This is a genomic window from Vibrio sp. Sgm 5 (assembly GCF_026241575.1).
In the GTDB taxonomy this organism is placed as follows: domain Bacteria; phylum Pseudomonadota; class Gammaproteobacteria; order Enterobacterales; family Vibrionaceae; genus Vibrio; species Vibrio jasicida.
The window spans coordinates 1-22,621 of sequence record NZ_JAPHPY010000067.1 but is presented as its reverse complement, the minus strand read 5'-3'; the positions used below and the strand labels follow the sequence as shown (position 1 = coordinate 22,621).

General features: G+C 45.4%; 19 protein-coding genes and 1 pseudogene. 11 read left to right on the top strand and 9 right to left on the bottom strand.

What is annotated here, in order from left to right:
* Window positions 1-94 precede the first annotated feature (94 nt).
* From OQJ86_RS23870 to OQJ86_RS23860, 3 genes are all read right to left on the bottom strand, one after another.
* Window positions 95-2,263: a polysaccharide biosynthesis tyrosine autokinase gene (locus OQJ86_RS23870; protein WP_104036189.1), complete on the bottom strand. Its 2,169-nt coding sequence runs from the start codon at window positions 2,261-2,263 to the stop codon at window positions 95-97.
* Between the two features lie 54 nt (window positions 2,264-2,317).
* Complete coding sequence (locus OQJ86_RS23865; RefSeq protein ID WP_104036190.1) at window positions 2,318-2,758, bottom strand: low molecular weight protein-tyrosine-phosphatase; 441 nt, start codon at window positions 2,756-2,758, stop codon at window positions 2,318-2,320.
* A 103-nt stretch (window positions 2,759-2,861) separates the two neighbouring features.
* Window positions 2,862-3,980 (bottom strand): polysaccharide export protein, encoded by a 1,119-nt coding sequence (locus tag OQJ86_RS23860; protein WP_265991550.1) that lies wholly within the window; start codon window positions 3,978-3,980, stop codon window positions 2,862-2,864.
* Window positions 3,981-4,436: 456 nt separating this feature from the next.
* Here OQJ86_RS23860 and OQJ86_RS23855 point away from each other — a divergent pair, with 456 nt between their 5' ends.
* Window positions 4,437-5,336: a hypothetical protein gene (locus tag OQJ86_RS23855; protein ID WP_265991548.1), complete on the top strand. Its 900-nt coding sequence runs from the start codon at window positions 4,437-4,439 to the stop codon at window positions 5,334-5,336.
* A 70-nt stretch (window positions 5,337-5,406) separates the two neighbouring features.
* Here the strand turns inward: OQJ86_RS23855 and nfsA are convergent, their stop codons facing one another.
* Entirely contained in the window at window positions 5,407-6,129 is a 723-nt protein-coding gene (gene nfsA / locus OQJ86_RS23850) for an oxygen-insensitive NADPH nitroreductase (RefSeq protein ID WP_265991546.1), read from the bottom strand.
* A gap of 212 nt (window positions 6,130-6,341) precedes the next feature.
* On the opposite strand from nfsA, the gene OQJ86_RS23845 reads away from it, so the two are divergent.
* Both OQJ86_RS23845 and OQJ86_RS23840 read left to right on the top strand, forming a co-directional pair.
* Window positions 6,342-6,983 (top strand): MarC family protein, encoded by a 642-nt coding sequence (locus tag OQJ86_RS23845; RefSeq protein WP_042604760.1) that lies wholly within the window; start codon window positions 6,342-6,344, stop codon window positions 6,981-6,983.
* A 182-nt stretch (window positions 6,984-7,165) separates the two neighbouring features.
* Window positions 7,166-8,038: a patatin-like phospholipase family protein gene (locus tag OQJ86_RS23840; RefSeq protein WP_061035303.1), complete on the top strand. Its 873-nt coding sequence runs from the start codon at window positions 7,166-7,168 to the stop codon at window positions 8,036-8,038.
* A gap of 17 nt (window positions 8,039-8,055) precedes the next feature.
* Here OQJ86_RS23840 and OQJ86_RS23835 read toward each other — a convergent pair whose 3' ends face one another.
* The 3 genes from OQJ86_RS23835 to OQJ86_RS23825 form a co-directional block, all read right to left on the bottom strand.
* Window positions 8,056-8,745 carry a flavin reductase family protein gene (locus tag OQJ86_RS23835; RefSeq protein WP_265991542.1) on the bottom strand — a complete coding sequence of 230 codons (690 nt, stop codon included), beginning with the start codon at window positions 8,743-8,745 and terminating at the stop codon, window positions 8,056-8,058.
* A 41-nt stretch (window positions 8,746-8,786) separates the two neighbouring features.
* A complete protein-coding gene (locus OQJ86_RS23830) occupies window positions 8,787-9,287 on the bottom strand; it encodes a fasciclin domain-containing protein (protein WP_265991540.1) in 501 nt (166 codons plus the stop codon).
* Between the two features lie 80 nt (window positions 9,288-9,367).
* Complete coding sequence (locus OQJ86_RS23825; protein WP_265991554.1) at window positions 9,368-10,849, bottom strand: cryptochrome/deoxyribodipyrimidine photo-lyase family protein; 1,482 nt, start codon at window positions 10,847-10,849, stop codon at window positions 9,368-9,370.
* Between the two features lie 109 nt (window positions 10,850-10,958).
* On the opposite strand from OQJ86_RS23825, the gene OQJ86_RS23820 reads away from it, so the two are divergent.
* The 3 genes from OQJ86_RS23820 (at window position 10,959) to OQJ86_RS23810 (ending at window position 13,909) form a co-directional block, all read left to right on the top strand.
* On the top strand, window positions 10,959-11,264 hold the full coding sequence (locus tag OQJ86_RS23820; protein WP_265991538.1) for a DUF6482 family protein: 306 nt from the start codon (window positions 10,959-10,961) through the stop codon (window positions 11,262-11,264).
* A 78-nt stretch (window positions 11,265-11,342) separates the two neighbouring features.
* Window positions 11,343-12,731, top strand: a complete 1,389-nt coding sequence (locus OQJ86_RS23815; RefSeq protein ID WP_265991536.1) for a DUF1800 domain-containing protein — start codon at window positions 11,343-11,345, stop codon at window positions 12,729-12,731.
* 8 nt (window positions 12,732-12,739) lie between these two features.
* The gene (locus OQJ86_RS23810) at window positions 12,740-13,909 is read left to right on the top strand and encodes a DUF1501 domain-containing protein (protein ID WP_265991534.1); all 1,170 of its coding nucleotides are present in this window, start codon (window positions 12,740-12,742) and stop codon (window positions 13,907-13,909) included.
* 78 nt (window positions 13,910-13,987) lie between these two features.
* Here the strand turns inward: OQJ86_RS23810 and OQJ86_RS23805 are convergent, their stop codons facing one another.
* Window positions 13,988-14,968 carry a rhodanese-related sulfurtransferase gene (locus OQJ86_RS23805; protein ID WP_265991532.1) on the bottom strand — a complete coding sequence of 327 codons (981 nt, stop codon included), beginning with the start codon at window positions 14,966-14,968 and terminating at the stop codon, window positions 13,988-13,990.
* Between the two features lie 465 nt (window positions 14,969-15,433).
* Between OQJ86_RS23805 and OQJ86_RS23800 the strand changes: the two are divergent.
* The 4 genes and pseudogenes from OQJ86_RS23800 to OQJ86_RS23785 all read left to right on the top strand — a co-directional run bounded on the left by OQJ86_RS23800 (window position 15,434) and on the right by OQJ86_RS23785 (window position 19,666).
* Window positions 15,434-17,693: pseudogene (locus OQJ86_RS23800) on the top strand (ribonucleoside-diphosphate reductase subunit alpha).
* Between the two features lie 52 nt (window positions 17,694-17,745).
* A complete protein-coding gene (locus tag OQJ86_RS23795) occupies window positions 17,746-18,678 on the top strand; it encodes a ribonucleotide-diphosphate reductase subunit beta (RefSeq protein WP_042600497.1) in 933 nt (310 codons plus the stop codon).
* A 25-nt stretch (window positions 18,679-18,703) separates the two neighbouring features.
* Window positions 18,704-18,946 (top strand): glutaredoxin family protein, encoded by a 243-nt coding sequence (locus OQJ86_RS23790; RefSeq protein ID WP_005529518.1) that lies wholly within the window; start codon window positions 18,704-18,706, stop codon window positions 18,944-18,946.
* A gap of 231 nt (window positions 18,947-19,177) precedes the next feature.
* Window positions 19,178-19,666: a GNAT family N-acetyltransferase gene (locus tag OQJ86_RS23785; protein ID WP_265991529.1), complete on the top strand. Its 489-nt coding sequence runs from the start codon at window positions 19,178-19,180 to the stop codon at window positions 19,664-19,666.
* A 100-nt stretch (window positions 19,667-19,766) separates the two neighbouring features.
* Here OQJ86_RS23785 and OQJ86_RS23780 read toward each other — a convergent pair whose 3' ends face one another.
* Window positions 19,767-21,062 carry an alpha/beta fold hydrolase gene (locus OQJ86_RS23780; RefSeq protein WP_265991527.1) on the bottom strand — a complete coding sequence of 432 codons (1,296 nt, stop codon included), beginning with the start codon at window positions 21,060-21,062 and terminating at the stop codon, window positions 19,767-19,769.
* Between the two features lie 253 nt (window positions 21,063-21,315).
* Between OQJ86_RS23780 and OQJ86_RS23775 the strand changes: the two genes are divergently transcribed.
* The gene (locus tag OQJ86_RS23775) at window positions 21,316-22,482 is read left to right on the top strand and encodes a D-alanyl-D-alanine carboxypeptidase family protein (RefSeq protein ID WP_005436203.1); all 1,167 of its coding nucleotides are present in this window, start codon (window positions 21,316-21,318) and stop codon (window positions 22,480-22,482) included.
* Window positions 22,483-22,621: the final 139 nt, after the last annotated feature.

Sequence of the window (22,621 nt, the reverse complement as noted above, 5' to 3'; positions counted from 1 at the left end):
GACTCCGAATACATTAGCGCAAACCAACTTCGTTATTACTAAATTGTAGTTGCAATAACGGGGCGGACCATACATTTGTGTTTCTAGCTAGGTGTTACTCACTTTTATAGCTGTAGTTGTAGTAACCGTAGCCATATCCGTAGGAGTTAGATGCTTTCTTCTCAACCGCGTTGAGGATAACACCTTTTACCTCTACGCCAGATTGTTCAAATCTGCCTTGGGCAACTTCGATCTCTTTCAATGTCGTTTGGTCAAAACGAGCAACCATCAAAGTTGTACCAGCTAGTGCGCCAACGATACTAGGGTCAGTTACGGCTAACACTGGTGGTGTATCGATAATGACTAAGTCGTATTGTGCAGCCATAGCATCAATAAAGTCTTTGAATCGTGGGTGCATCAAAAGCTCCGATGGGTTTGGTGGCACTTGACCACGAGTTACCACATCTAAGTTTTCGATAGACGTCGATTTGATGATCTCGTTGGCTGTTACTTTGCCGCTTAGATGATCTGATAGGCCATTGTCCCAACGAAGGCCGAAACATTGTTGTAAATAGCCTTTACGCATATCCGCGTCAATGAGTAGAACTTTCTGACCTGTCTTGGCTGCTACTGCTGCAAAGTTGGTAGAGACAAACGTCTTACCAATAGATGGCGCTGGGCCAGAAATCATCAGGATGTTGTTTTTTGCTTCCATCATTGCGAAGTGTAAGCTGGTGCGTAGGCTTCTCAATGCCTCAATAGAGAGGTCTGCAGGGTTTGCTTCGGCAAGTAGAACCAACTCTTTGTTTACTTTGCCTTTATTGCGCTTAAGTTTGCTCGCAAATTCAAGCTGTTGTATAGACTTTGGTACGCTTGCGTATACTGGCATACCCATTTGTTCAATTTGATCAGGGGTCTCGACACCACGATGGAAAGCTGCACGGATAAGTACAAATGCAACACCTACCATGCCACCTAGAAGTGTTGCTAAAACAACAATCAACGCTTTCTTTGGTTTAATTGGCTTAGAGAAAGACTGTGCACTGTCTAGGATACGTACGTTACCAACGGTACCTGCTTTAATAATGTTTAGTTCTTGAACTTTGTTTAGAAGCTGGATGTAAATTTGTTGGTTTACTTCAACGTCACGTGTCATACGAAGTACTTCACGTTGTGTTTTAGGCAGTTTTTGTACTTGTTTATTTAAACGTTCTTTCTCTTTAAGAAGTGTTTGGCGTTTATCGAGCAGTGATTTGTAAGCAGGGTGGTCTTGTGTAAAGCGTTGACTAATCTCACTCTCTTTAAAAGTAAGCTCATTCAATTGCGCTTCTAATTCAACCATTACTTTCAGGGTTGATTGCGCTTCAAGGCCAAGGTCAATAGATTCGTTTTCTTGACGGAATTGGTTCAAGATATCTTCAGAGGCGGTTAACTTTACTTTGATGTCCGGAAGGTGACCTTTTAAAAATTCTAGGCTTTGTTCTGCTTCTGCTGAATTACGTTGAACATTTTGTAAGAAGTAGTTTTGGCTAATATCATTCAAAATCTCCTGAATTCGAGCTCGGTCTTGACCTGAGAAACTAAGTGAAATGATGCCGGTTTGTTTACCGCGTTCGCTAATCGACAGGTTTTGTTGCAGTTGGTTGATTGCATCAAGCTTACTAATTTTGCTTACTGTAAAAGTTGAGCCATCTTGAGCAAACATCTCATTTGCCATAAATTGGTAACCGTCTTTATCGATCAACTCACCAACTTTACCTTCAAGCACGACACGACCATCATCTTGCAGTAGTTTAAAGGTTTTTTGTTCTGCGTTGACGACCTCTAATGTGTGAGGAATACCAAGAGCATAAGTTGGGATGTTAAACCGAGACACAGAAAGGCGGATTTGGTCACCCTGTAAACGCGCTAATCCTTTACCAATAAATGGGATGTAGTTTGGTGTAACGACAGTGGTTAAGTTGAATTTATCAACGGTATCACCAAGGATCATACGTGACTTGATGATCTCAATTTCTGTCGTTGCAGATGATTCGGCAGAAAACAATTCGCCCATATCACCAACCATTGCTGAAATGCCACCTGAGCTCTTCTTCTCTATTTGAATAAGCGCGTCAGCTTTGTATATGGGTGTCGATAGAATGGCAACACCGACACCTACAACAGAGAATAGGAATACGGTACATAATATAAACCACTTGGCATCAAGGATGATCCCAAATAGCTTCCCCAAATCGATTTCATCGTCGACTTGACGTGATTGCTTAATAGTTTGTGTTGTCATTACATTAACTTCTTAAATACCTTGCCATAGGCGTTTGAAAATGAGCCTTTCGGCTTATAGTTTTTTAGTCCAAGCTTGTGCGGCTTCATCTATGAGAGCATAAGCATGGTCGAATGCTTCTTTGCTCTGGCGATATGGATCGGGTATGTTCTTTCCACCAATCCACTGGCCAAACAACATTGTTTTGCCGCGAGCTTCTGGAGCAATCTTGGTTAAGGCTTCTTGGTGGCCTTTCTCCATGACTAAAATCAGATCATATTGTGCACATAACTCAGGGGTTAATTGCTGAGCGCAATGCCCTTCTAAATCTATTCCGTGTTCAAGTGCAACTTTAGTTGCCATTTCATCAGCAGACTTGCCCTTTAAGTGGCTTTTTTCTACGGCAATACCAGCAGATGCCACCTTTTTGTTGGGTAAAAGAGACTGTAAAAGTCGCTCTCCTGTTGGTGAACGGCAGATATTACCCACACAAACCACTAAAATATTAGAAAACAAATTCTTTTCCTTTCTAAGTGAACAAACGTTATGAATAACGTTTTCTGCTTAAAAATTGATGTTTGTAGAGGGAGTTAAGCTACTCCCTCTAGACGTATGCGATTTAAGGCCAGTTGCGGATACGCAGTGCGCCTTCCGTCAATTCATTGAAGCCAGAAATTGTAGGTACTAACTGAGCAATTACTCGATTCCAACGACTGATTGGTGCTGCAGTCACATAAACGATGTCGTATGGGTTTAGGTCAAATTCAGTACCAATCACAAGAGCAGAAGCATCTGAAACATCTAGCTGATAAATATCAGCCATCTTAGCTTCTTCTTTTGAGCGTCGAATGACAAATACGCCAGTTGCATCTGCAGAGATTTGGCTGATTCCTCCTACATTACTTAATGCTTCCGTTAGGCTCATGCCCGCGCGGTCAATTTTAAGTAGTTTCGGATCGTTTACTTCACCCATCACGAATACTTTTTGGGCGTCATTACGTGGTACGTGAACGATGTCTCCTGATTGAAGTAGGCGGTTTTGAGTCAAGTCACCTTGCTGCATCAATGCATATAGAGAGATGTCTTGGACTTCACCATTGCGTGTTAGTGTCGCATTACGCCAGTCAGCATCTTGAGCTAACCCCCCCCCGCGGTTAACTGCGTCAAGGAGTGTTAATGGAATATTTGTGATGGGTTGTTGACCAGGTTTGTTTACTTCACCAGTAACGTATGTTTTTTTAGAACGAAATGCAGCAACACTCACATCTACTTGAGGGCTTTCGATATACTTGGCTAAACGTTTAGCGATGTCAGTACGAATTTGACGTACGTTTTTGCCTTCAACTTCAACAATACCAATGTAAGGGTAGAAGATGGTGCCATCGGCATGGACCCAGTTACCTGCTTCTGCGGAACTACGGTAAGAGCCGGCAGGAATGGTTAGTTCAGGGTGGTCCCAAATGGTAATGTTCAGAATATCGCCAGGACCAACAACGTACTCGTACTTCGCAATCTCTACATCAAGCTCAGGATTCGGCTTGGAAAATGGTTCTGCAGGATTTAATGAGGAGACACCTTCAAGGGTTAACGGATAGACAGTAACTTGAGATTCTAGGTCTGTCGCTTCGGTAGTCATTACCGTTTTGTCACTGGTTGACAGATGACTGCCGGGTACAGTACACCCAGTCAGAACGATTGGAAGAATCGTTATCCCCAAAACTTTGTTAAATTTATTCATTGGTTTCTTGCTACCGAAAGAAAATTTGCCGACTGAAATTGGTTCACTTTTTGTTTGACGAGACGCCCATCAATATAGATGTATTCGTGTCATCGTTAGCCTTTTTAAAACGATTCCATTCAGTATTTTTATGTAATAAATGCTCTTAATCGTGCGTAATGATTCAGAGAGGTCATTTTTATTTATGAAGGTAGAGATTCTAACCAACAAAAAATAGACAACTATTATCCATCTTGTTGCAATGAAGGCAACCTGATACTGAAAAAATACTGACAAATACCTGACAAAAGTGGGGCTATCTCAAGTTACTAGTGAAAATGCGCTGTTTTGCACATGTAAACCACTGTTAATGTGAAAAAACTCATACCAAAGTTCTATGCATCCTATTTACACTATATGCAACTGCCGTTATGCTTCCTGTTGCGGTCGGATATAACAAAAATATTGGAGCTAATTTTGAAAATCAAACTTTTAACGGCAAGTGTGGCGGCGGTGCTACTGGCTGGCTGTGGTAGCGATAGCGACCCAGTAGTGAAAACCTATTCAGTTCAGGCATATGATCCAGCAGTTATTGACATGAAAGTGACATACACCTGTGGTGAGCTTACAGGTGAGGCGGATGAGTTAACGACAAACTACAAAGGCATGGTTGGTCAAGCTCGTATTAGCCACATTGATGTAGTGACAGCACCACACGAGTGTGAATTTGTACTGAGTCCTACAGCTACAAGTCGTGACTCGTCTAACGGCAAACCAATCACAACGGAATACACCATTCCTCAAGGTTTAGCACAAGTAGATGGCCTAGTTACGGGTTCTCCGTTTACTACGCTTATCGCGGGCTCTCTTGAAGAAGGTGAAGTTTACTCTCCTGAAGTTGCAGAGAAAGTGTTCTCAGACCTTGGTATTGATATCAACGCAATCGGTGTTTCTGTTGATGAGCTTCTACTGAATACTGAACAAGTGGTTCAGGATCTACAGGAGCAAGGCGATGATGGCGCATCGGCTATCGCTACACAGCTAATTGCAACAGCAAACGTTGTTTCAGATGTTATTAAGGCGAACCCAGACGCATCACCTGAGGCAGTTTCTGTAGCAGCTAAAGCAATCACTGAAGAAGTTATTGCTGCAAACCCGGCTTACCCGCTAAGCGAAACTGGTGATGTGATTTACGTAGAGATCCCAGCTGAAGATACACAAAAGGTTGTTGAAGAGGTTAAGGACGCGATTGAAGCAGGTACACCTGTTGAAGACATCAAACCTGACGTACCAGCTATCCCTGATCCTGAAGTAGGTGAACCTATTGAACCTGAAGATCCACCGGGTGGCGGCACAGGCGGTACTGGCGGTAACTAGTCGCTAATAAACTAATTGATACTAAAGGCCTCATCTGAGGCCTTTTTTGATCGTACCACCTTTCTATTTCTTAGCGCTTTGCCAATCCCTTACCGTTTAGATAAGGCAAGATGTGCGGGCGAGACTCTCCAGACAGCTTTCCGGCTGTTTCTTGTGACCATGCACTCTGCTTTTGATTGCTTGTGCGGCTCGCGTAGTACTCTTGCATGGTTTGATCGTAAGCTTGTACATCGTCTACGTTCAGCGTTTGGTATTGGTTTTCGTGGACAATAACGTTAACGGGTAAGCGTGGTTTTACTTCTGGGTTTTGAGCAGGGTGGCCCAAACACATACCAAACAGGATAGCGGCGTTGTTAGGTAAACCGAGTAGCTCATCGACTTGCGCAGCACTATTTCTTAAGCCACCAATGTATACGCCACCTAACCCCATAGACTCCGCAGCTAACAAACAGTTTTGCGCCATGATGCCGGAATCCACAGCACCAATTAGGGCCAGTTCAGTAAAGTCAGCTTGAACGTCAGGATTGATGGTTGCATGACGCTGGTAATCAATGCAAAACACCAAAAATTCTGCAGCACTTTCAACGTAAGCCTGATTGCCAGCGTATTGTGCTAGCAGTTTGCGCTTTTTTGCGTCTGTCACTCGAATGATAGAGACCACTTGCAGCATGCTAGAAGAAGAGGCGGCTAATCCGGATTGGAGAATCGTTTGTAGTTGTTCACTTGCAATAGGCTCAGAGGTGAACTTACGAATAGAGCGATGACCGAGAATGGTTTCAATCGTACTGTTCATGATCAATCAACTTCCTTAGTTTGTTCTTAGTATTGGCTGAATCTTCACCATAACGCTATTTATATTGAGCGTAAACCAGGATGCGCTTCAAACTGTGGCGACGAGCAAAAGGTGAGGCGCTTGGAAAGTGCAGAGGACATAAAGTGACGTTATTTATAAAGTTGGGTATATAATGATTTTTAATAATCAATAACTTACCAAATGTAGAAAACATGAAAGAACTCATACTTCATACCGTCACTGTATTCATGGGCTTTTTTGCCATCATGAACCCGATCGCTAATATCCCTATCTTCTTAAGCCTGACCGCGGATGAAGACAAGCAAACCGTGCGCTCAATTGCGCTTCGCTCTGTGTTTATCGCCTTTGTTATCGTGGCTGTATTCGCTATTGCAGGCAAAGTCATTTTTGACCTATTTGGTATTACCCTTTACGCACTGCGCATTACTGGCGGTATCTTAGTATTCCTCATTGGCTTCCACATGTTGCAAGGGGAATCGACACACAAGAAGACCAAGGAAAAGGCTTATTCACCGGAGCAAGAACAAGCCGCGTTGAGCATTGCCGTTTCACCATTAGCAATGCCGATATTGGCGGGGCCAGGAACACTTGCGACGGCGATGAACTTTGCAACAACGGGTGGAATCACCGAAACCATTATTACCATTGCTTCATTCGCAGTCCTTTGTGTGATGACTTATGTCCTGTTTTTGTTTGGTGACAAGTTAGTGAAAGCCGTTGGTCCAAGCGCACTGAATGTGATCACCAAAATGATGGGATTGATCCTTGCGGTGATTGGCACACAGATGTTTATTGAAGGTGCTGCCGAAGCATATAAAACCGTTTTTGCGTAATCTCTGATTGAACGACTGCAAATCCACATCAACGCTTTGGTTGATGTGGATTTTTTGATCCTAAGTTTCCACTTAAAGAGCAAGAAACACATAGACTTCGCCTATCTCAATAATAAGAATAACCGATTGTTGCTGTAGCACGAATTTCAGTAATCTTTTTAACGTCTTTATTGGGGGGAAACATGGCAACAAAAGCAATCGTAGTCGAAGGTGGTGCAATGCGGGGCGTCTTTGCCAGTGGCGTATTAGACGCATTCTTAGAGCAAGACTACAAACCATTTGATTTTGCTATTGGCGTATCAGCTGGGGCTTCAAACTTGATCGGCTATCTCACTGATTATCCGCACCGTAGTATTAACGTCATCACCAAGTTGGCGACGAGCAAACGCTTTTTCGATCCTACCCGCTTTTTGAAAGGTGGGGATTTGATCGACGTGAAATGGTTGTTTGAAGAGTCAAATCGTTTGTACCCAGTCGATGAAGCAAAACTGTTTGAAGGCATTCCTTTCTTAGCGGCAACGACAAACATCAATACAGGTAAAGCGGATTACTACCGAGTGAATCGTCATAACTTCCACAACGCGATGGAAGCAACAACTGCTCTGCCTATTGCTTACAAACATACCCCGTGTTTCTCCGGTGGTTGTTATACCGATGGCGGTGTGGCAGATTCCATTCCTGTACGAGAAGCCTATCGTCGCGGTGCTCGTGATATCACGGTTGTTCTTTCACATCCTTTGGCTTATGAGAAAAAGCCAGTGAAGACGCCTTGGTTAATGAAGAAGCTGTTCGCTGAACATCCACAAATGGCAGAGGCTATGCTTCATCGCTCAGAGAACTACAATGAGTCGCTTGAGTTCATTCGCAATCCTCCCGAAGGAACGCGTGTTCGCGTAGTTGCTCCGCCAGATGAATTCAACGTTCAGCGATTGTCTATGCGTCAATCTGTCTTGCTCGAAGGCTATGAAATGGGGCTAGAAGCAGGACGCGCTCACCTTACCAACCGGGCTGGTGAACACGGCTTGGACAGAGAAAACTGCCATTTTTGTATTTAGTTCTTGAGTATGAGGAGTTAGTCCAAATCGACTTCAAGCGCTCCCCAAGAGGAAGGTTCTCCCTCTCTTGTTAAGGGGAACAGACGAGAGTCGGGTTTGGCATAACTTAGTCGATGCAGTCGCTGTGTCACGTGGTAGCTGTCGAGCCCAGAAATGGTCACCAAGTCGAGCAGTTCCAAATCAAGGTAACCGTCTGGCATGATCGCTCTTTCCGGTGCGTGCACCATTAACACTTCACCAATCAACATCTCCGTTTGATTGCTCTCAATCTTGATGTGCTCTCTCAAAGCTAGGCCCATCTTGAGGTTACTTTCAAGGACAAAAGGTGCAGGAAACGCATCATCATAATAAGGTGTCAGGCCTGCTGCTTCAAACTCTGAGATATGCTTTGGGTAGCGCGCGGAGGTTTGATGGGCTTTTTGCACAAAGTCTACGCCGATAGCGTTGATGGTGAAATGCTTGGTATCGAGTATGTTTTCTAGCGTGTGACGGCGACTTTTACGTGGACGAACGATAAAGCCGAATAGAGGTGGATGCGAACCCAAATGAACCACCGAGCTCACCACGGCAAGGTTCTCTTGCCCCTGTCTATCTCTTGTGCCGATGAGGTTAGCGCTTTTGTATCCCGCTAGAGAGTTTATCAATCGGGTGCGTTGGCGTTGCTCCATCGATTGAATGTCGTGCTTCGAAAGTTTGATGTTTTCCATATCCTTGAAAGGGGCGGGTGAACCCGCCCTCCTTGTTGATTTTATTTCGGCATGATGACTTCATCAATTACATGGACTACGCCGTTCTTTGCTTTGACGTCGGTAGCAATCACGGTAGCGTTATTGATCATCACTTTATCGCCCATAGTTTTGATCATCACGTCTTGCCCTTGGACTGTCGTCGCTTTATCCATTTTCACTACGTCTGCGGCCATCACTTTGCCCGGAACCACATGGTAAGTAAGAATCGCGACCAGCTTGTCTTTGTTATCTGGCATCAGCAACATATCAACCGTGCCATCTGGAAGCTTAGCAAATGCTTCGTCAGTCGGTGCAAACACCGTAAATGGGCCTTCTCCTTTAAGCGTGTCTACTAAGCCTGCGGCTTTGACTGCTGCCACCAAGGTGTTGAAGGAGCCATTTGCAACGGCGACATCAACAATATCTTCTTTCATCATTCCGTGTTCATGGGCTTGCGCTGGCATTAAAAATGAAAAAGTGGCAAACATAACCGTGGTTGTAACCAAAATACGTTTTAACATTGTGCATTCCTTTCGTTGTTTGGGTACCGCTCTCTCCCTGATAAAAGCCTTTGTTTGTACGCGCGCTTCTTTCTGGGCGATCAACTTGCTTTCTTTTTGCTCGAAGGCCGAACGTGCTGCGCCAGAATTCTCGCTCCTTCTATTTTCACTTCTGTGCGTTTGCGCCATGCCCACAATCGCTCTCTTGCTGCTTTTGCGCTTGCCTCTACATTTACGACGGGCGCGAGATATCGGGAATCGGGATCCAGTTGGTACATGACGGTTTCCATTGCGGTCATTTTCCATGGTTCAAACAACAAGGGCGTGGGAACCATTGCAAGTTCTGGAATCCATTTATGAATGAACTCACCGTCAGCATCGTGCTCTTGTGCTTGTTTCGTCGGATTGTAGATGCGAATCGTATTGGTGCCGGTCACTCCTGCTTGCATTTGAAATTGTGGGTAATGGATACCCGGTTCAAAGTCGAGGAACAACTGAGCTAAGTGAGTGACGCCATCGCGCCAATCCATGTTCATATGATGCGCTAAAAAACTCACCAACATCGCGCGCATGCGAAAGTTGATGTATCCGGTGTGTTGAAGACAACGCATGCAAGCATCGATGAGCGGTATCCCGGTTGTGCCTGACTTCCAAGCGTCCAAGAGTGCTTCATCTCTGGCGCTTACTTGCTGTGATAAAGGTTCATAAGCCTTATTAACACAACGAAACTCCATTTCGCATTCGGATTCAAACTTCTGCATAAAGTGACAATGCCAATGCAGTCTCGAAGATAGCGCAATTAAGCTGCGACGAAACCCTGCCACTTGCCAATGTTTCAGCAGGTATTGGTAAACTTCTCGAAGCGATATATTGCCCCATGCGAGATAGGGAGAGAGGCGAGTGCATGCGGTTCGAGATGCTGTAGGGCTAGAAATACTTCGGTAATAATCTCGTCCCCGACGTTGAAAAAAGTCTTCCATGGTTTGCCAAGCGAGCGAACTTCCGCCCGTTTGCATGCCTTTTATTTTTTCTAACCAAGAAGGAGGGGGCGTAAACGAGCAACCAAGTGCGTCAACATCGAGGGTAATAAGAGAAGCACTTTCAAGGTCGATATCTTCAATCTCGGCTCGCATAACCGTATCCCAATGCTTATCCCAGCCGAGTCGGTCTTTTGCTCCTCGAATGACGGCGCCATGTTCAAATTCGCGCCACGGAACCCCTTGTGATTGAAGCCATTCTGATACTTGTTTATCTCGTTCAAACGTACAACGCAGTCCGATTTCTTGATGGGAGAAAATAGCGTTGATGTTGAACTGATTCTGAATCGCGCTGAGGCAATCTATTGCGCTACCCGACATTACGGACACTTGATGACCAAGAGCCGAAAGTGTTTCGTTCATATCTTGGAGTGATTGCCAAATAAAACGCCAGTGACGAGCTGAGTGATGTGGGTCATCCAGTAACATGGGTTCGACAATATAAAGCAGCACAGTTGGATGCTCTGAAGATAAAGCGTGTTGCAAAGGCGTATGATCGGTCAGGCGTAAATCGCGTTTTAGCCACACTAAGTTGATTGCTTGCATTGAGCCCCTCACTTGTTTTTCGATTTCTACGTATTTGCGGGGCATATTTCTCACTCAGTGATCGATTTTATTGATGTTGACGTAGAGGCACGGAGCAAGGAGGTGCTTTATGTCTATGTCACTCGGTAAATTGGAAAAATTCTTCTATATCGATAAGCTCGTTATCCACTCTCTCGATCTCGCTTTGTATCAAGTATCCGTCTTAGTCGATGGAGAGGAACACTTTGTTACCGACGATAAAGGCAAGTTTTTAAGAGCGCATTCGATACTGGAGTTGCAAAAGCAATGTCGTCACTTGAAAGCGAAAAAACAGGTCCTTCGCCAACAAAGTGCTTACGACGAAATGGTTGGACAGTCATCCAAAGATGGTACTAATGAATTAGAAGTTCCTCTGCGTGATAACCAGCTTTACTGACTGAGAAATAACCAAAAATTGAACTCGACGCCATGTGATGCTTGCTAGACTGACATAAAGCATCACACGGAATCGGCTATGCAGTATTACCCAACTCAAGACATTATCTCTGAGCAGCGGTTCGGCTTTGGGCTCCTTTATCAACACAGTTCGCCAAGTTTAGAAAAGCAACTAAGCAGTAATACCTATTGGCATGAGGCAATAACCAAGTTGCCGAGTACAAACGAAGTGTTGTTGGAACTGAGAAAGCTCAATGAAACCAAACGAGAGCTCAAGCAATCCCCAACCAAAAAGCGTGAAGTGCAAAAGCAAATCGGTGCGTTCTTTCGTGAGCAATATTTGCGACAAGTCGAGGCTCGCAACCAACAGACTTTGCACACTCCGTATGGATTTCAGGAACGCTTGATTCAATTTTGGAGCAACCATTTTGCTATATCGGCAGACACCCGAAAGGTACGTCCGATTGTGGCTAGCGTCGAAAATGAAGTGATTCGAGAACACTGGAATGGTAACTTTGTCGAGATGCTCTTAGCGGTGAGTCAGCACCCAACCATGCTGATGTTTCTGGATAACAACTTGTCGGTAGGACCGAACTCCAAACAAGGGCTGAAACAGGGTAAAGGGCTCAATGAAAACCTCGCGCGCGAAATCATGGAGCTGCACACGCTTGGTGTTGATAGCCAATATACACAACAAGATGTGATTGAACTGTCAAAAGCCATTACTGGCTGGAGTGTTGGATTCAAAGCGCCAAAAGTTGGTTTCCAATTTAATGCAAGAACCCATGAGCCAGGCTCGATAACTCTGCTCGGCAAGCGCTATTCTCAACAAGGTATTGAACAAGGCCGAGCGTGTTTGAGAGATCTTGCGCTGCATCCTGATACCGCAAAACATATTGCACGTAAGTTGGTGCTGCATTTCTTAGGCCCCTCTGGTGAAGCCTTGGTTGAACCGCTCAGCCAAGCTTACCTAAAAGGCAAAGGGGATTTGCTTCCGGTTTATCGATTGTTGATTCAAAGCGCTTTGAGCCAATCGGCAGAAGCGGTGCGCTTTCGTACTTCTCAAGAGTGGTTATTCGCGGTTTTGCGCAGTGCTGATGTCCGTTTTCCTGAATCGAATGACATGCAAATGAGCAAGTCGGGGAATAAATTACTCGGTGCGCAAAGAAGCTTAGGTCAGCCTCCTTTTATGGCGGGTTCTCCTGCTGGTTGGCCAGACAAAGACGCGGATTACAACAGCCCTTCGGCATTAACTCAGCGGTGGCAGTTAGCGAATCGAATCGCTCGACTGGCGGTGAAAAGTGCCAAGTCTCAAGGTGTGAAACCACAAGCTTTTGTTGAGCAAATTAGCCAACAGCTTTACGGCGATGCGTTGGACGAACACACAAGGTTGGTGATGAACAAAGCCCCATCGGCAGAGATGAAGCTTTCTCTACTTTGGCTTAGCCCGCAATTCCAGTATCGATGAGGTGAGTGATGACAATAGATAAACAAACGAACTTAACATCGACTCGTCGACAATTCTTGAAATCCGTTTTAGCCGTGGGCGCAACAAGCATGTTGCCGAATGCAGTCTTTGCTCAATCTAGCTCTCCAAATATCTTTGTTTGGATTACGTTGCGGGGTGCGATGGATGGATTAAACGTTGTGGTTCCTTATGCTGATAAGCAGTATTTAGCTCTCCGTCCGACGATTGGTTTAGCAACAGAAAAACTGAATAAACTCGATGAGTTTTATGGTTTGCATCCGGCGATGAAAACCAGCTTCGAGTGGTATCAAAATAAGCAGATGGCGATGGTTCACGCTTGTGCCACCGCGTATCGTGAGCGCTCTCATTTTGATGGGCAAAAGGTATTAGAAAACGGTACAGACAATCCGTTACATCGTGATGGGTGGTTAAACCGGTTGCTACAACTGGATGCGAAGTCGAAAGGTTTGGCGATTGATTCAGGGTTACCTTTGATTGTTCAAGGAGAGAAGGCAGTCAGCAGTTGGTATCCAAATAATTTGCAAGCGAGAGACAGCCAAGTGGAGCTGCTAGAGGCGTTGTTTCAAAGTGATGAGAAGCTTGCGAGTAATTTTGAAGAAGCGCTGAAGATCGAAATGATGTCGAATCGAAATCGTCCTGGGAAGCAGTTTCCTGTGTTGGCGTCTCAAGCGGGAACTTTTCTCTCTGCTGAGGGAGGTCCAAATATCGCGGTATTGGAACTGGGTGGATGGGATACTCATGCAGGGCAGGGGGCAGAAACAGGAAGGCTTGCCAATCAATTACGTAAATTGGATAACGGTCTTGCCAACCTAAAGAAAGCGTTAGGGAATAACTGGTCGAAAACCGTCGTGATGGCGGCAAGTGAATTTGGACGCACCGCAGCGGAAAACGGAACCAAAGGCACCGATCATGGAACAGCAAACGCCATGTTTATTGCTGGTGGAGCCATAGAAGGAGGCAAGGTGTTGGGAGAATTTCCAGGGCTTGCCCAAACTGAGCTTTATGAAGGGAGAGACTTAGCCCCTGCTAATGATATGAGGGCGGTGATCAAAGCCGTTCTACAGCAACACATGAGCATAGAATCGAGTGCGCTAGAAAGCGTATTTCCTGACAGCGTCCCAGATAAAGCTTACGCAGGCCTTATCCGATCATCTTAGTTTTTACCTTCCAACGATAACAAAAACGCCCCGTCTACAAGCCAGAAACGGGGCGTTTGTATTTAATGTGTTTGAATCTTACACTTGTTTGCGCTGTGCGTCTTTCTTCGCCAGTTTTTCTGCGCGTCGCTGCTCACGTTGTTTGGCACTTTCACCACCGACGTGTTGTTCGCCACGAAACGCTGCCAAAGACACTTGCTTTTCACGCTCTCGGAAGCGCGCTACTTGCTCTTCACTGTGTTTACCAAAACATTTCGGGCAGCTTACGCCTTGCTCAAACTGCTCTGATTGTTTGTCTTCTTCTGTGATTGGCAGTCGGCAAGCGTTACACAAGTCGTAGTCCGCTTTTTCTAGTTGGTGGTTAACCGCAACGCGACCGTCGAATACGTAGCAGTCGCCTTCCCACAAGCTTTCTTCTTCTGGTACTTCTTCAAGGTACTTCAGAATACCGCCTTCTAGGTGGTACACCTCATCAAAACCCTGCTCTTTCATGTAAGCGGTCGACTTTTCACAGCGAATACCACCCGTACAGAACATCGCGACTTTTTTGTGTTTCTCTGGATCCATGTTTTGTTTTACATAGTCGGGAAATTCGCGAAACGTGTCAGTATTTGGATTAACTGCACCTTTAAATGTTCCGATCTCAATTTCATAGTCATTACGAGTATCAACCACAAATACTTCTGGATCAGCAATCAGATCGTTCCAATCTTGCGGCTTCACGTAAGTGCCAACCACATGGCGAGGATCGATGCCTTCAACGCCCAATGTCACGATCTCTTTCTTTAGTTTTACTTTGGTGCGGTTAAACGGTTGAGTATCTGAGTACGACTCTTTGTAAACAATACCAGTAAGGCGAGGCTCGGCATTTAGCCATGCAAGCAGTGTCTCAATACCTTCGCGTTTCGCTGCAACCGTACCGTTAATACCTTCACTCGCCAGTAGCAACGTTCCATGTACACCGTGGGCTTCCATTAGGGCAAGCAATGGCTCGCGTAACTCTTGGTAGTTTTCCAGTTCCACAAATTTATACAGGGCGCAGACAACATACTGACTCATGATTATTCCTTACTTTAAAAGGTCGATGGTTCGACGACTCGATACCTAACAATTTTAGCGGCTCGGAGTATACCTGAGTAATTTAGTCGGAAATACGGACAAACTATGCGGATATTTTTAATCATGTTGCCCCGGCGATTTTTTCAACAAATCTCAGCGCGTAACATTGGAAATTAAAGGGTATGAAAATTTGAACCACATCACATTTGTTATTCTTTTCTAGAAATGAACTAAGTTAATGAAAATTAAAGCTTTGTGGCAAACTTCATCACTTTATCAGGTTTGCGGTGCCTGTCTCTGATTGCAGTTCCTGTCGAGCTTGGTGTTGGTGTCAATATGTTCCCTCACCCTCTCTATCAGCAGTTCTAACTTTTAAAAAACCTACTTGTAATGATAACCATTATTATCTAGATCTATTGCGTACATATGGTGCTCAACATTTGAACTACACACAAGATATAGATTATGGACGTTATAAAACGAGATGGACGGAAAGAAAAAGCCAGTCTAGATAAGGTGACTCGAAGAGCCGAAGCGCTGGCTGATGGACTAAAAGTTGAACCTATTGCGATTGCACAACGCGTGGTAAGCGGTTTGTACGACGGCATTAAGGTGACGGAAATCGATGTATTCCTCGCTGAAACGGCAGCAAGCCTTGCGACGGAACATCCTGATTATGCCAAGCTCGCTGCTCGCGTGATGGTGAGTTCTCTGCAAAAAGAGACCTGCGGATACGCAACTGCAACACGTGAGCTCTCTAAAATCGGTATTCTTTCCGATACTTACGTCGACTTTGTTGCCAAGAATCAGTTTGCGCTCGAAGAGATGATTGACTATAAACGCGACTATCAGTTTGATTACTTCGGCTACAAAACTCTCGAGCGTTCCTACCTATTGAAAGTAAAAGGTGTGGTGGTTGAACGACCACAAGATATGTTCATGCGCGTGGCAGTCGCTGTCGCAGGTGACGATCTTGAAGAAATTCGAGAGCTATACGATTTGCTCAGTCTTGGCTACTACACCCACGCTACGCCAACGCTGTTTAATGCTGGCTGTAAGATGCAGCAACTGTCTTCGTGTTTCCTATTAGCGATGCAAGAAGATTCCATCAACGGCATTTACGACACCCTCAAAGATTGTGCGCTGATTTCTAAATCGGCAGGTGGCATTGGGCTACACATCCACAATATTCGAGCGACTGGGGCGCCAATTATTGGTACTAACGGTGTGTCGAATGGCATCGTGCCAATGCTGAAAGTCTTCAATGAAACCGCTCGCTATGTGGATCAAGGTGGTTGTAAGCGCAAGGGCTCGTTCGCGGTTTATCTGGAACCTTGGCATGCGGATATCGAATCCTTCCTCGATTTACGTAAAAACCACGGTAAAGAAGAGTTCCGCGCACGTGATTTGTTCCTCGCTCTATGGGTGCCAGACTTGTTCATGGAACGTGTCGAAAACGACGCAGAATGGACTCTGTTTAGCCCACACAATACCAAAGGTTTGTCTGATTTATACGGTGCTGAATTTACTCAGAAGTACCAAGAATACGAGCGTATTGGCTTGGGCGTGAAGACCATCAAAGCCCGCCAATTGATGACGCAAATCATTGAGTCACAAGCTGAGACGGGAACACCGTACATGCTCTACAAAGATGCGTGTAATGAAAAGTCGAATCAGAAAAACCTCGGCACCATTAAGTCGAGTAACTTGTGCGCAGAGATCATGGAAGTCTCGACGCCAGATGAAACGGCGGCTTGTAATTTGGCGTCTATGGCACTGCCTAAGTTCGTTACAGACACGGGGTTTGATTTCGACAAACTTCACCAAGTCACCAAAGTCGCGATTAAGAACCTCGACCGCGTTATCGATGTGAACTATCACCCAACCGATAGGATTGAAAAATCGAACCACGCGCATCGTCCTGTTGGTTTGGGTATCCAAGGTTTGGCGGATGTGTTCTTCAAAATGCACCTTCCATTCGATAGCGAAGAAGCATTGCAGCTTAACCGGGACATCGCAGAAACCATGTATCACGCCTCCCTTGAAGCGTCTTGTGAAATCGCGGCGCAAAAAGGCGCGTACTCCAGTTATGACGGCTCACCAATCAGTCATGGTCAGTTCCAATTTGATCTGTGGGATGAACAACCAAGCAGCCGCTGGGATTGGTCACAGCTCAAGAGCCAAATCGCAGAGCATGGCGTGCGCAACTCGCTACTGATTGCTCAAATGCCAACGGCGTCGACAGCGCAAATTTTAGGTAACAACGAAGCGTTTGAAGCGCAAACCAGCAATATCTATAAACGCCAAACCTTGTCGGGTGAGTTCATCATCATCAACAAACATTTGGTCAGCGATCTGGAGCAGCGTGGTCTTTGGACGAGCAAAATCCGTGACGCCATTATTCTCAATAACGGTTCAGTACAAGGCATCGATGCCATTCCAGACGATCTTCAATCCGTGTATCGCACCGTGTGGGAAATCTCTCAGAAAGTGATCATTGATATGTCGGCAGCTCGTGCCCCGTTTGTTTGTCAATCACAAAGCCTCAACTTATGGCTCGCATCACCAACGTTCGCCCAAATCAATGCGATGCACTTCTACGCGTGGAAACGTGGTCTGAAAACCGGCATGTACTACTTGCCGTTCCAAGCCATCAACGAATGCGGTGAAAGTCACCGTTGGTCAGCAAAGCGAAGATGAAGATTGCCTAAACTGCGGCGCATAAACCTCTCTCGTCAATTAAAAAGATTCGCATCAACCGAAAGTAAGGAAACGGTATGATTGTTAAAAACAAATTTAGCTTGTTCCCCATTCAATACGAAGAGATTTGGCAAGCGTACAAAACTCACGAAGCGGCATTCTGGACCACAGAAGAACTCGATTTTGCTCAAGATCTTGCTGATCTTGCCAAGCTGACCGAAGGCGAAAAGCACTTCATTCGACATGTGTTGGCGTTCTTTGCTCAGAGCGAAGGGATGATCAACGAGAACTTATTGACTCGATTTTATGGTGAAATTGAAATCGCGGAAGCGCGCTGTTTCCTTGCTTTGCAGGCATTTAATGAAGTCATTCACGCAGAGACTTACGCACTGCAACTCGAAACTTACATTCCCGATGTTGAAGAGCGTGAGCGCTTGTTCAATGCGATTGAAAACGTCCCGACCGTGAAGCGTAAGGCGGAGTGGGTAATGAAGTGGATCTCTTCCGATAAACCATTGGCAATGCGCTTGATCGCCTTTGGTTTGGTGGAAGGCTTGTTCTTCGCTGGCAGCTTCTGTGCCATTTACTACTTCCGTAAACGTGGTTTGCTGGCTGGTTTGGCAGCAAGTAATGACTTGATTGCTCGTGATGAAGGGTTGCACTTTAGCTTCTCTGCGCTGCTATTCAAAACCTTAGGTCAAGGCAAGGTGACACAACAAGAGTTTGAAGAGATTTGCCGAGAAGCGGTTTCAATTGAGAAAGAGTTTGTAACGGAAGCCCTACCAGTGGACTTGATTGGTATGAATGCTGAGCTGATGTGCCAATACATTGAGCACACTGCCGATGTTATCGCTGGTTTGTTTGGGTTCTCCCCGATCTTTGGTGCGGAAAACCCATTTGATTACATGCGTTTATTGGACATGGAAGGAAAAACCAACTTCTTTGAAAAACGTGTTACTGAGTACAAACGACCTCAAGATCGCCAATTGAGTTTTGATGCGGATTTCTAACGGCAAGGAATAGCAGAGAAGAGTAATGAAAATAGAAATGTACAGCAAGGAGCAGTGCTCCCAATGTGAAACCGCAGCAATGTGGTTGCAAAATCAGGGCTTTAACGTGGCAACGCTCAAGTTGGATGTGGAGTTTGATCGGGAAACCTTGTTCGAGTTATTCCCAACCGCAAGAAGCTACCCACAGTTTATGCTTGATGGTGAACCGATTGGGGATTTCAGTCGCTTAAAATCGGCACTCGCTTTTGAGCAAAATGCCGCTTTCTAAATTAGGTCTCTAATCCCCTTTTATTGAGAAAAGGGGATTTTTATTTCCACTTAAATTTTGTGGATGTTCAAATTATCAGTAAAAACTCGTAAAACTGTTGAAAACGTACTCGACATAAATGGTCGAAATTTGTACTGTTGACTCGCTTCACATTCCTAAAACTTCTTATCCGATAATCAGTTGAAGCAAAGATCTGTGTTTGATACAGGTCGGTTGGCAAAGGAATTCAACATGCAACAGTTTCATATCAGAAGACTAAGAGAAGAAGACGTCCCACTGTTGAAAACGCTCTTGGTCGAACTCGACACCTCTCATTATAATGCTGAGCCAGATTTCTACCGTACTCCGGAAGAAATGGCGCAGTTAAGGGAAGATCGCAACATCTTCGATAAATATTTTGATGGCAGTATCACGGCTTTTATTGCTTGTTCTAACCGACAGGTGGTTGGTTTTATCTCTGGCACCGTGCGAGATGTCAACTCGATTCTCTCTCCAGAAAGATGCGTCGGTTATATCAATGAATTGGTGGTGTCTGAAAGCCACCGCAACTTAGGTATTGGCTTGTCTTTGATGGATAAAATCGAGAGTGATTTGTGCAGCCAAGATATTGAAGAGCTTGGTTTAACCGTGGCGTCATTTAATCACGAAGGCGAAGATTTCTACCATAAGATGGGTTACCGCGTGATCACCAAAATGATGACTAAACGAGTCAAAGACTAGCGCTAACTTAAACGTGAATCGAATCAAAAACGCCTCTCTATCTTGTGATAAAGAGGCGTTTTTCTATCTAGGTTTTTAGCGAATTCTGAGTGCTAGCTGTTTATTTCAATGTTGCTGCGGTTTGTTTACCCATCGCAATTAACTTGTCGAGAATACGCTCACCATCTGCACGAAGACCGTTGTGCTCATATTCGTTGGTGATCCACGCTTTTGAGTTTGGCATTGCAGCGAGTGTTTCACGGCTAATGTCCATTTCTACAAACATATCGTCGGCATAGACGGCACAGCTTACAGGCACCTTATTGTTTGCCAGTTGCTGCGCATCGTATAGCGGCGTCCAATCGGCTTTCTCTGCCAGTAATTCCGCCGCTTCTTTCAGAGGCTTTAAGTTCACGTATTGATCGAACATCCAAGGGAAGACCATTTCGCCAGTAAAGTAGAACGGCTTGCCTTGTTCGTAGTTGAACGTGTTGTGTTCTTGACGTACTCGGTGCGCGCTCCATTGAGAAGCAAAGCCTTGGCAGTAAATCGACTCGTGCAGAATCGCGTAAATTGGATTGGTCTGGAAGTTTTGCTGTGCCAGCATGTCGTTGAGGAATTCATACCGAAGCTGAGGCTTACCGTTCACTTCAATCAAGGCACTCTCTAGCCAGTAATAAGTTGGCAAGAAGGTATCACTGACACCAAAGTTAATCCCAATTTGTTGGAACTGTTCGACAGTAAAACGCTGACCATTTGGCAGAAACTCTTCGTGCACCAATAAGTGATCAGCAATGTTTTGGCATAGCTGCTGCGCTTGTGGGAATTGTTGGAAGAAGGCTTGGTTCTTCTCCATGGTGCGCTTAAAGGTTGCGTGATACACATCATCGGCATGGCGAGAAACCGAAGGTACACCGCCCGTGATGTAGCTTTGCAGCAAACTGTTCGGGAACAGCGATAGGTAGGTTAGTGAGCAGAAGCCGCCAAAGCTCTGACCCAAAATCGCCCACTTCTCAACACCAAATTGTTCACGGATAAATTCCGCATCGCGAACAATGTTGTCTGCGCGGAAGTGGCTTAAGTAGTCTGCCTGTTGCTTCGGCGTGAGGTGCGCAAGCGTCTGGTGATTAATCACGCTGCTGTTGCCAGTGCCGCGTTGGTCGAGCAGCAGTACACGATACTTACTCAGTGCGCGCTTGATCCAACCGTTGTTTCCGTTTGGACGAGGAGAAGGGAAGCCCGGACCGCCTTGAAAATACACTAACCACGGTTTGTCGGAGTCTTCATCGCCCACTAAACAAACGGAGCGAGCGAAGACGTTGATCGTGCCTTTACTTAGATCTTGGTAGTCCAGCGGCACGGTAAACGAGTGGGGTGTGTAATGCAGTCCTGCGTCGATAAATGATTGAGCGTTCATTGTTCTGGTCTGTCCTTGTTTATAGTCGCTTTACGATATCGAATTCCTTATTAGAAACAATAGATTTGTTGTAAGAACTCGATTTTTGAAGCCTGAAAGGCAAGGAATGGCACTCAAAACAGAAACTCTTCGATCTTTCCGTGTTGGTATGCACTGAGTGAACTATGATCTGATAGGTGCAGTTTAGACATCACTGTCTTACCGTTTTTATGAAACGAGACATTTGGCGGTCATTGACCATGGAGGATGCTTGATGAACACGTCACTTACCCGAATCACGCTCACTTGTTTATTACTACAGACCATCAGTGCCCCTGCATTGGCAGTCGTAACGCCGAATCCGCCTCAATTACAGGCGAAAGGTTATGTGTTAATGGACTTTCAGTCCGGTGCCATCATTGCGGAGCAAAACGCGCGTGCCGGGTTAGCCCCTGCCAGTTTAACTAAGCTGATGACCGCTTACGTCGTAGGGCAAGAAATCAAATCTGGGCGGCTCCAATGGGATGACAAAGTGACAGTGAGTGAGAACGCGTGGTCAGCCAAATTTCCAGATTCCTCAAAAATGTTTATTCAACCTAAAGATGAAATCACCGTTGCCAACCTAATGCGCGGTGTGATCATTCAATCAGGGAATGATGCTTGTGTAGCGCTTGCTGAACATGTTGCCGGTAGTGAAGGGGCGTTTGTCGCCTTGATGAATGGCTGGGCGGATAAGCTCAGCCTGAACGATACCTACTTCGTTAACTCGCATGGTCTAGATAGCGAAGGCATTCAAACTTCTCCTAATGATATGGCGACGCTGATGCAATCCATCATCAATGACGTGCCCGAAGTCTATGCGCTTTATAGTGAGAAGGTATTTAAGTGGAACAAGATCACCCAATACAACCGCAATAAACTGCTGTGGGATAAATCGATGGATGTCGATGGCGGCAAAACGGGCTACACCAGCAATGCTGGGTACAGTTTGGTCAGTTCTGCTAAGCAAGGAAAGATGCGACTTATCTCGGTAGTGATGGGGACACCAAGCAAACAGTCGCGTATTAGCCAGTCTAAGAATCTACTCAGTTATGGCTTCCGCTTTTATGACACCAAACAAGTGGCAAAACAGGGCGAAGTTCAGGCGAGTGCAAAAGTTTGGAAAGGCGATGTCAGTGAGATTGATTTGGGTTTTGCCCAAGATGCGTACCTGACGCTGCCTCGCTCTCTAACCGCTGGTTTAGACAAGAGTGTGGTCGTGAATGAGCCGCTGATTGCACCCATCGCAAAAGGGGATGTGGTTGGTAAAGTCGTGTGGAAGAGTGACGATAAAACTGTGGCGAGCTATCCGTTGGTAAGTAACCAAGCGGTGGAAGAGGGCTCGTGGATTGGGAAGTTATGGGACAGTTTAGTGCTGTGGGTGAAGTCGTTGTTTAACTAGCGCAAGGACAATATTTGCGATAGTGAGTTAAGAGTTTCAGAAAAAGAAAAGCAGCTCGAATGTGAGCTAATGCCGATCAGTTAAGAAATTAATAGACTGATCAATTGAACGATCCCACCAGTGTGTAAAAATCCGATAG

Excerpts from the sequence above, each read along its gene's own strand:
- OQJ86_RS23870 (WP_104036189.1), bottom strand. The coding sequence starts at position 2,263 with ATGACAACACAAACTATTAAGCAATCACGTCAAGTCGACGATGAAATC.
- OQJ86_RS23860 (WP_265991550.1), bottom strand. The coding sequence starts at position 3,980 with ATGAATAAATTTAACAAAGTTTTGGGGATAACGATTCTTCCAATCGTT.
- nfsA (WP_265991546.1), bottom strand. The coding sequence starts at position 6,129 with ATGAACAGTACGATTGAAACCATTCTCGGTCATCGCTCTATTCGTAAG.
- OQJ86_RS23845 (WP_042604760.1), top strand. The coding sequence starts at position 6,342 with ATGAAAGAACTCATACTTCATACCGTCACTGTATTCATGGGCTTTTTT.
- OQJ86_RS23840 (WP_061035303.1), top strand. The coding sequence starts at position 7,166 with ATGGCAACAAAAGCAATCGTAGTCGAAGGTGGTGCAATGCGGGGCGTC.
- OQJ86_RS23835 (WP_265991542.1), bottom strand. The coding sequence starts at position 8,745 with ATGGAAAACATCAAACTTTCGAAGCACGACATTCAATCGATGGAGCAA.
- OQJ86_RS23830 (WP_265991540.1), bottom strand. The coding sequence starts at position 9,287 with ATGTTAAAACGTATTTTGGTTACAACCACGGTTATGTTTGCCACTTTT.
- OQJ86_RS23825 (WP_265991554.1), bottom strand. The coding sequence starts at position 10,849 with ATGCAAGCAATCAACTTAGTGTGGCTAAAACGCGATTTACGCCTGACC.
- OQJ86_RS23820 (WP_265991538.1), top strand. The coding sequence starts at position 10,959 with ATGTCTATGTCACTCGGTAAATTGGAAAAATTCTTCTATATCGATAAG.
- OQJ86_RS23815 (WP_265991536.1), top strand. The coding sequence starts at position 11,343 with ATGCAGTATTACCCAACTCAAGACATTATCTCTGAGCAGCGGTTCGGC.
- OQJ86_RS23810 (WP_265991534.1), top strand. The coding sequence starts at position 12,740 with ATGACAATAGATAAACAAACGAACTTAACATCGACTCGTCGACAATTC.
- OQJ86_RS23805 (WP_265991532.1), bottom strand. The coding sequence starts at position 14,968 with ATGAGTCAGTATGTTGTCTGCGCCCTGTATAAATTTGTGGAACTGGAA.
- OQJ86_RS23795 (WP_042600497.1), top strand. The coding sequence starts at position 17,746 with ATGATTGTTAAAAACAAATTTAGCTTGTTCCCCATTCAATACGAAGAG.
- OQJ86_RS23790 (WP_005529518.1), top strand. The coding sequence starts at position 18,704 with ATGAAAATAGAAATGTACAGCAAGGAGCAGTGCTCCCAATGTGAAACC.
- OQJ86_RS23785 (WP_265991529.1), top strand. The coding sequence starts at position 19,178 with ATGCAACAGTTTCATATCAGAAGACTAAGAGAAGAAGACGTCCCACTG.
- OQJ86_RS23780 (WP_265991527.1), bottom strand. The coding sequence starts at position 21,062 with ATGAACGCTCAATCATTTATCGACGCAGGACTGCATTACACACCCCAC.
- OQJ86_RS23775 (WP_005436203.1), top strand. The coding sequence starts at position 21,316 with ATGAACACGTCACTTACCCGAATCACGCTCACTTGTTTATTACTACAG.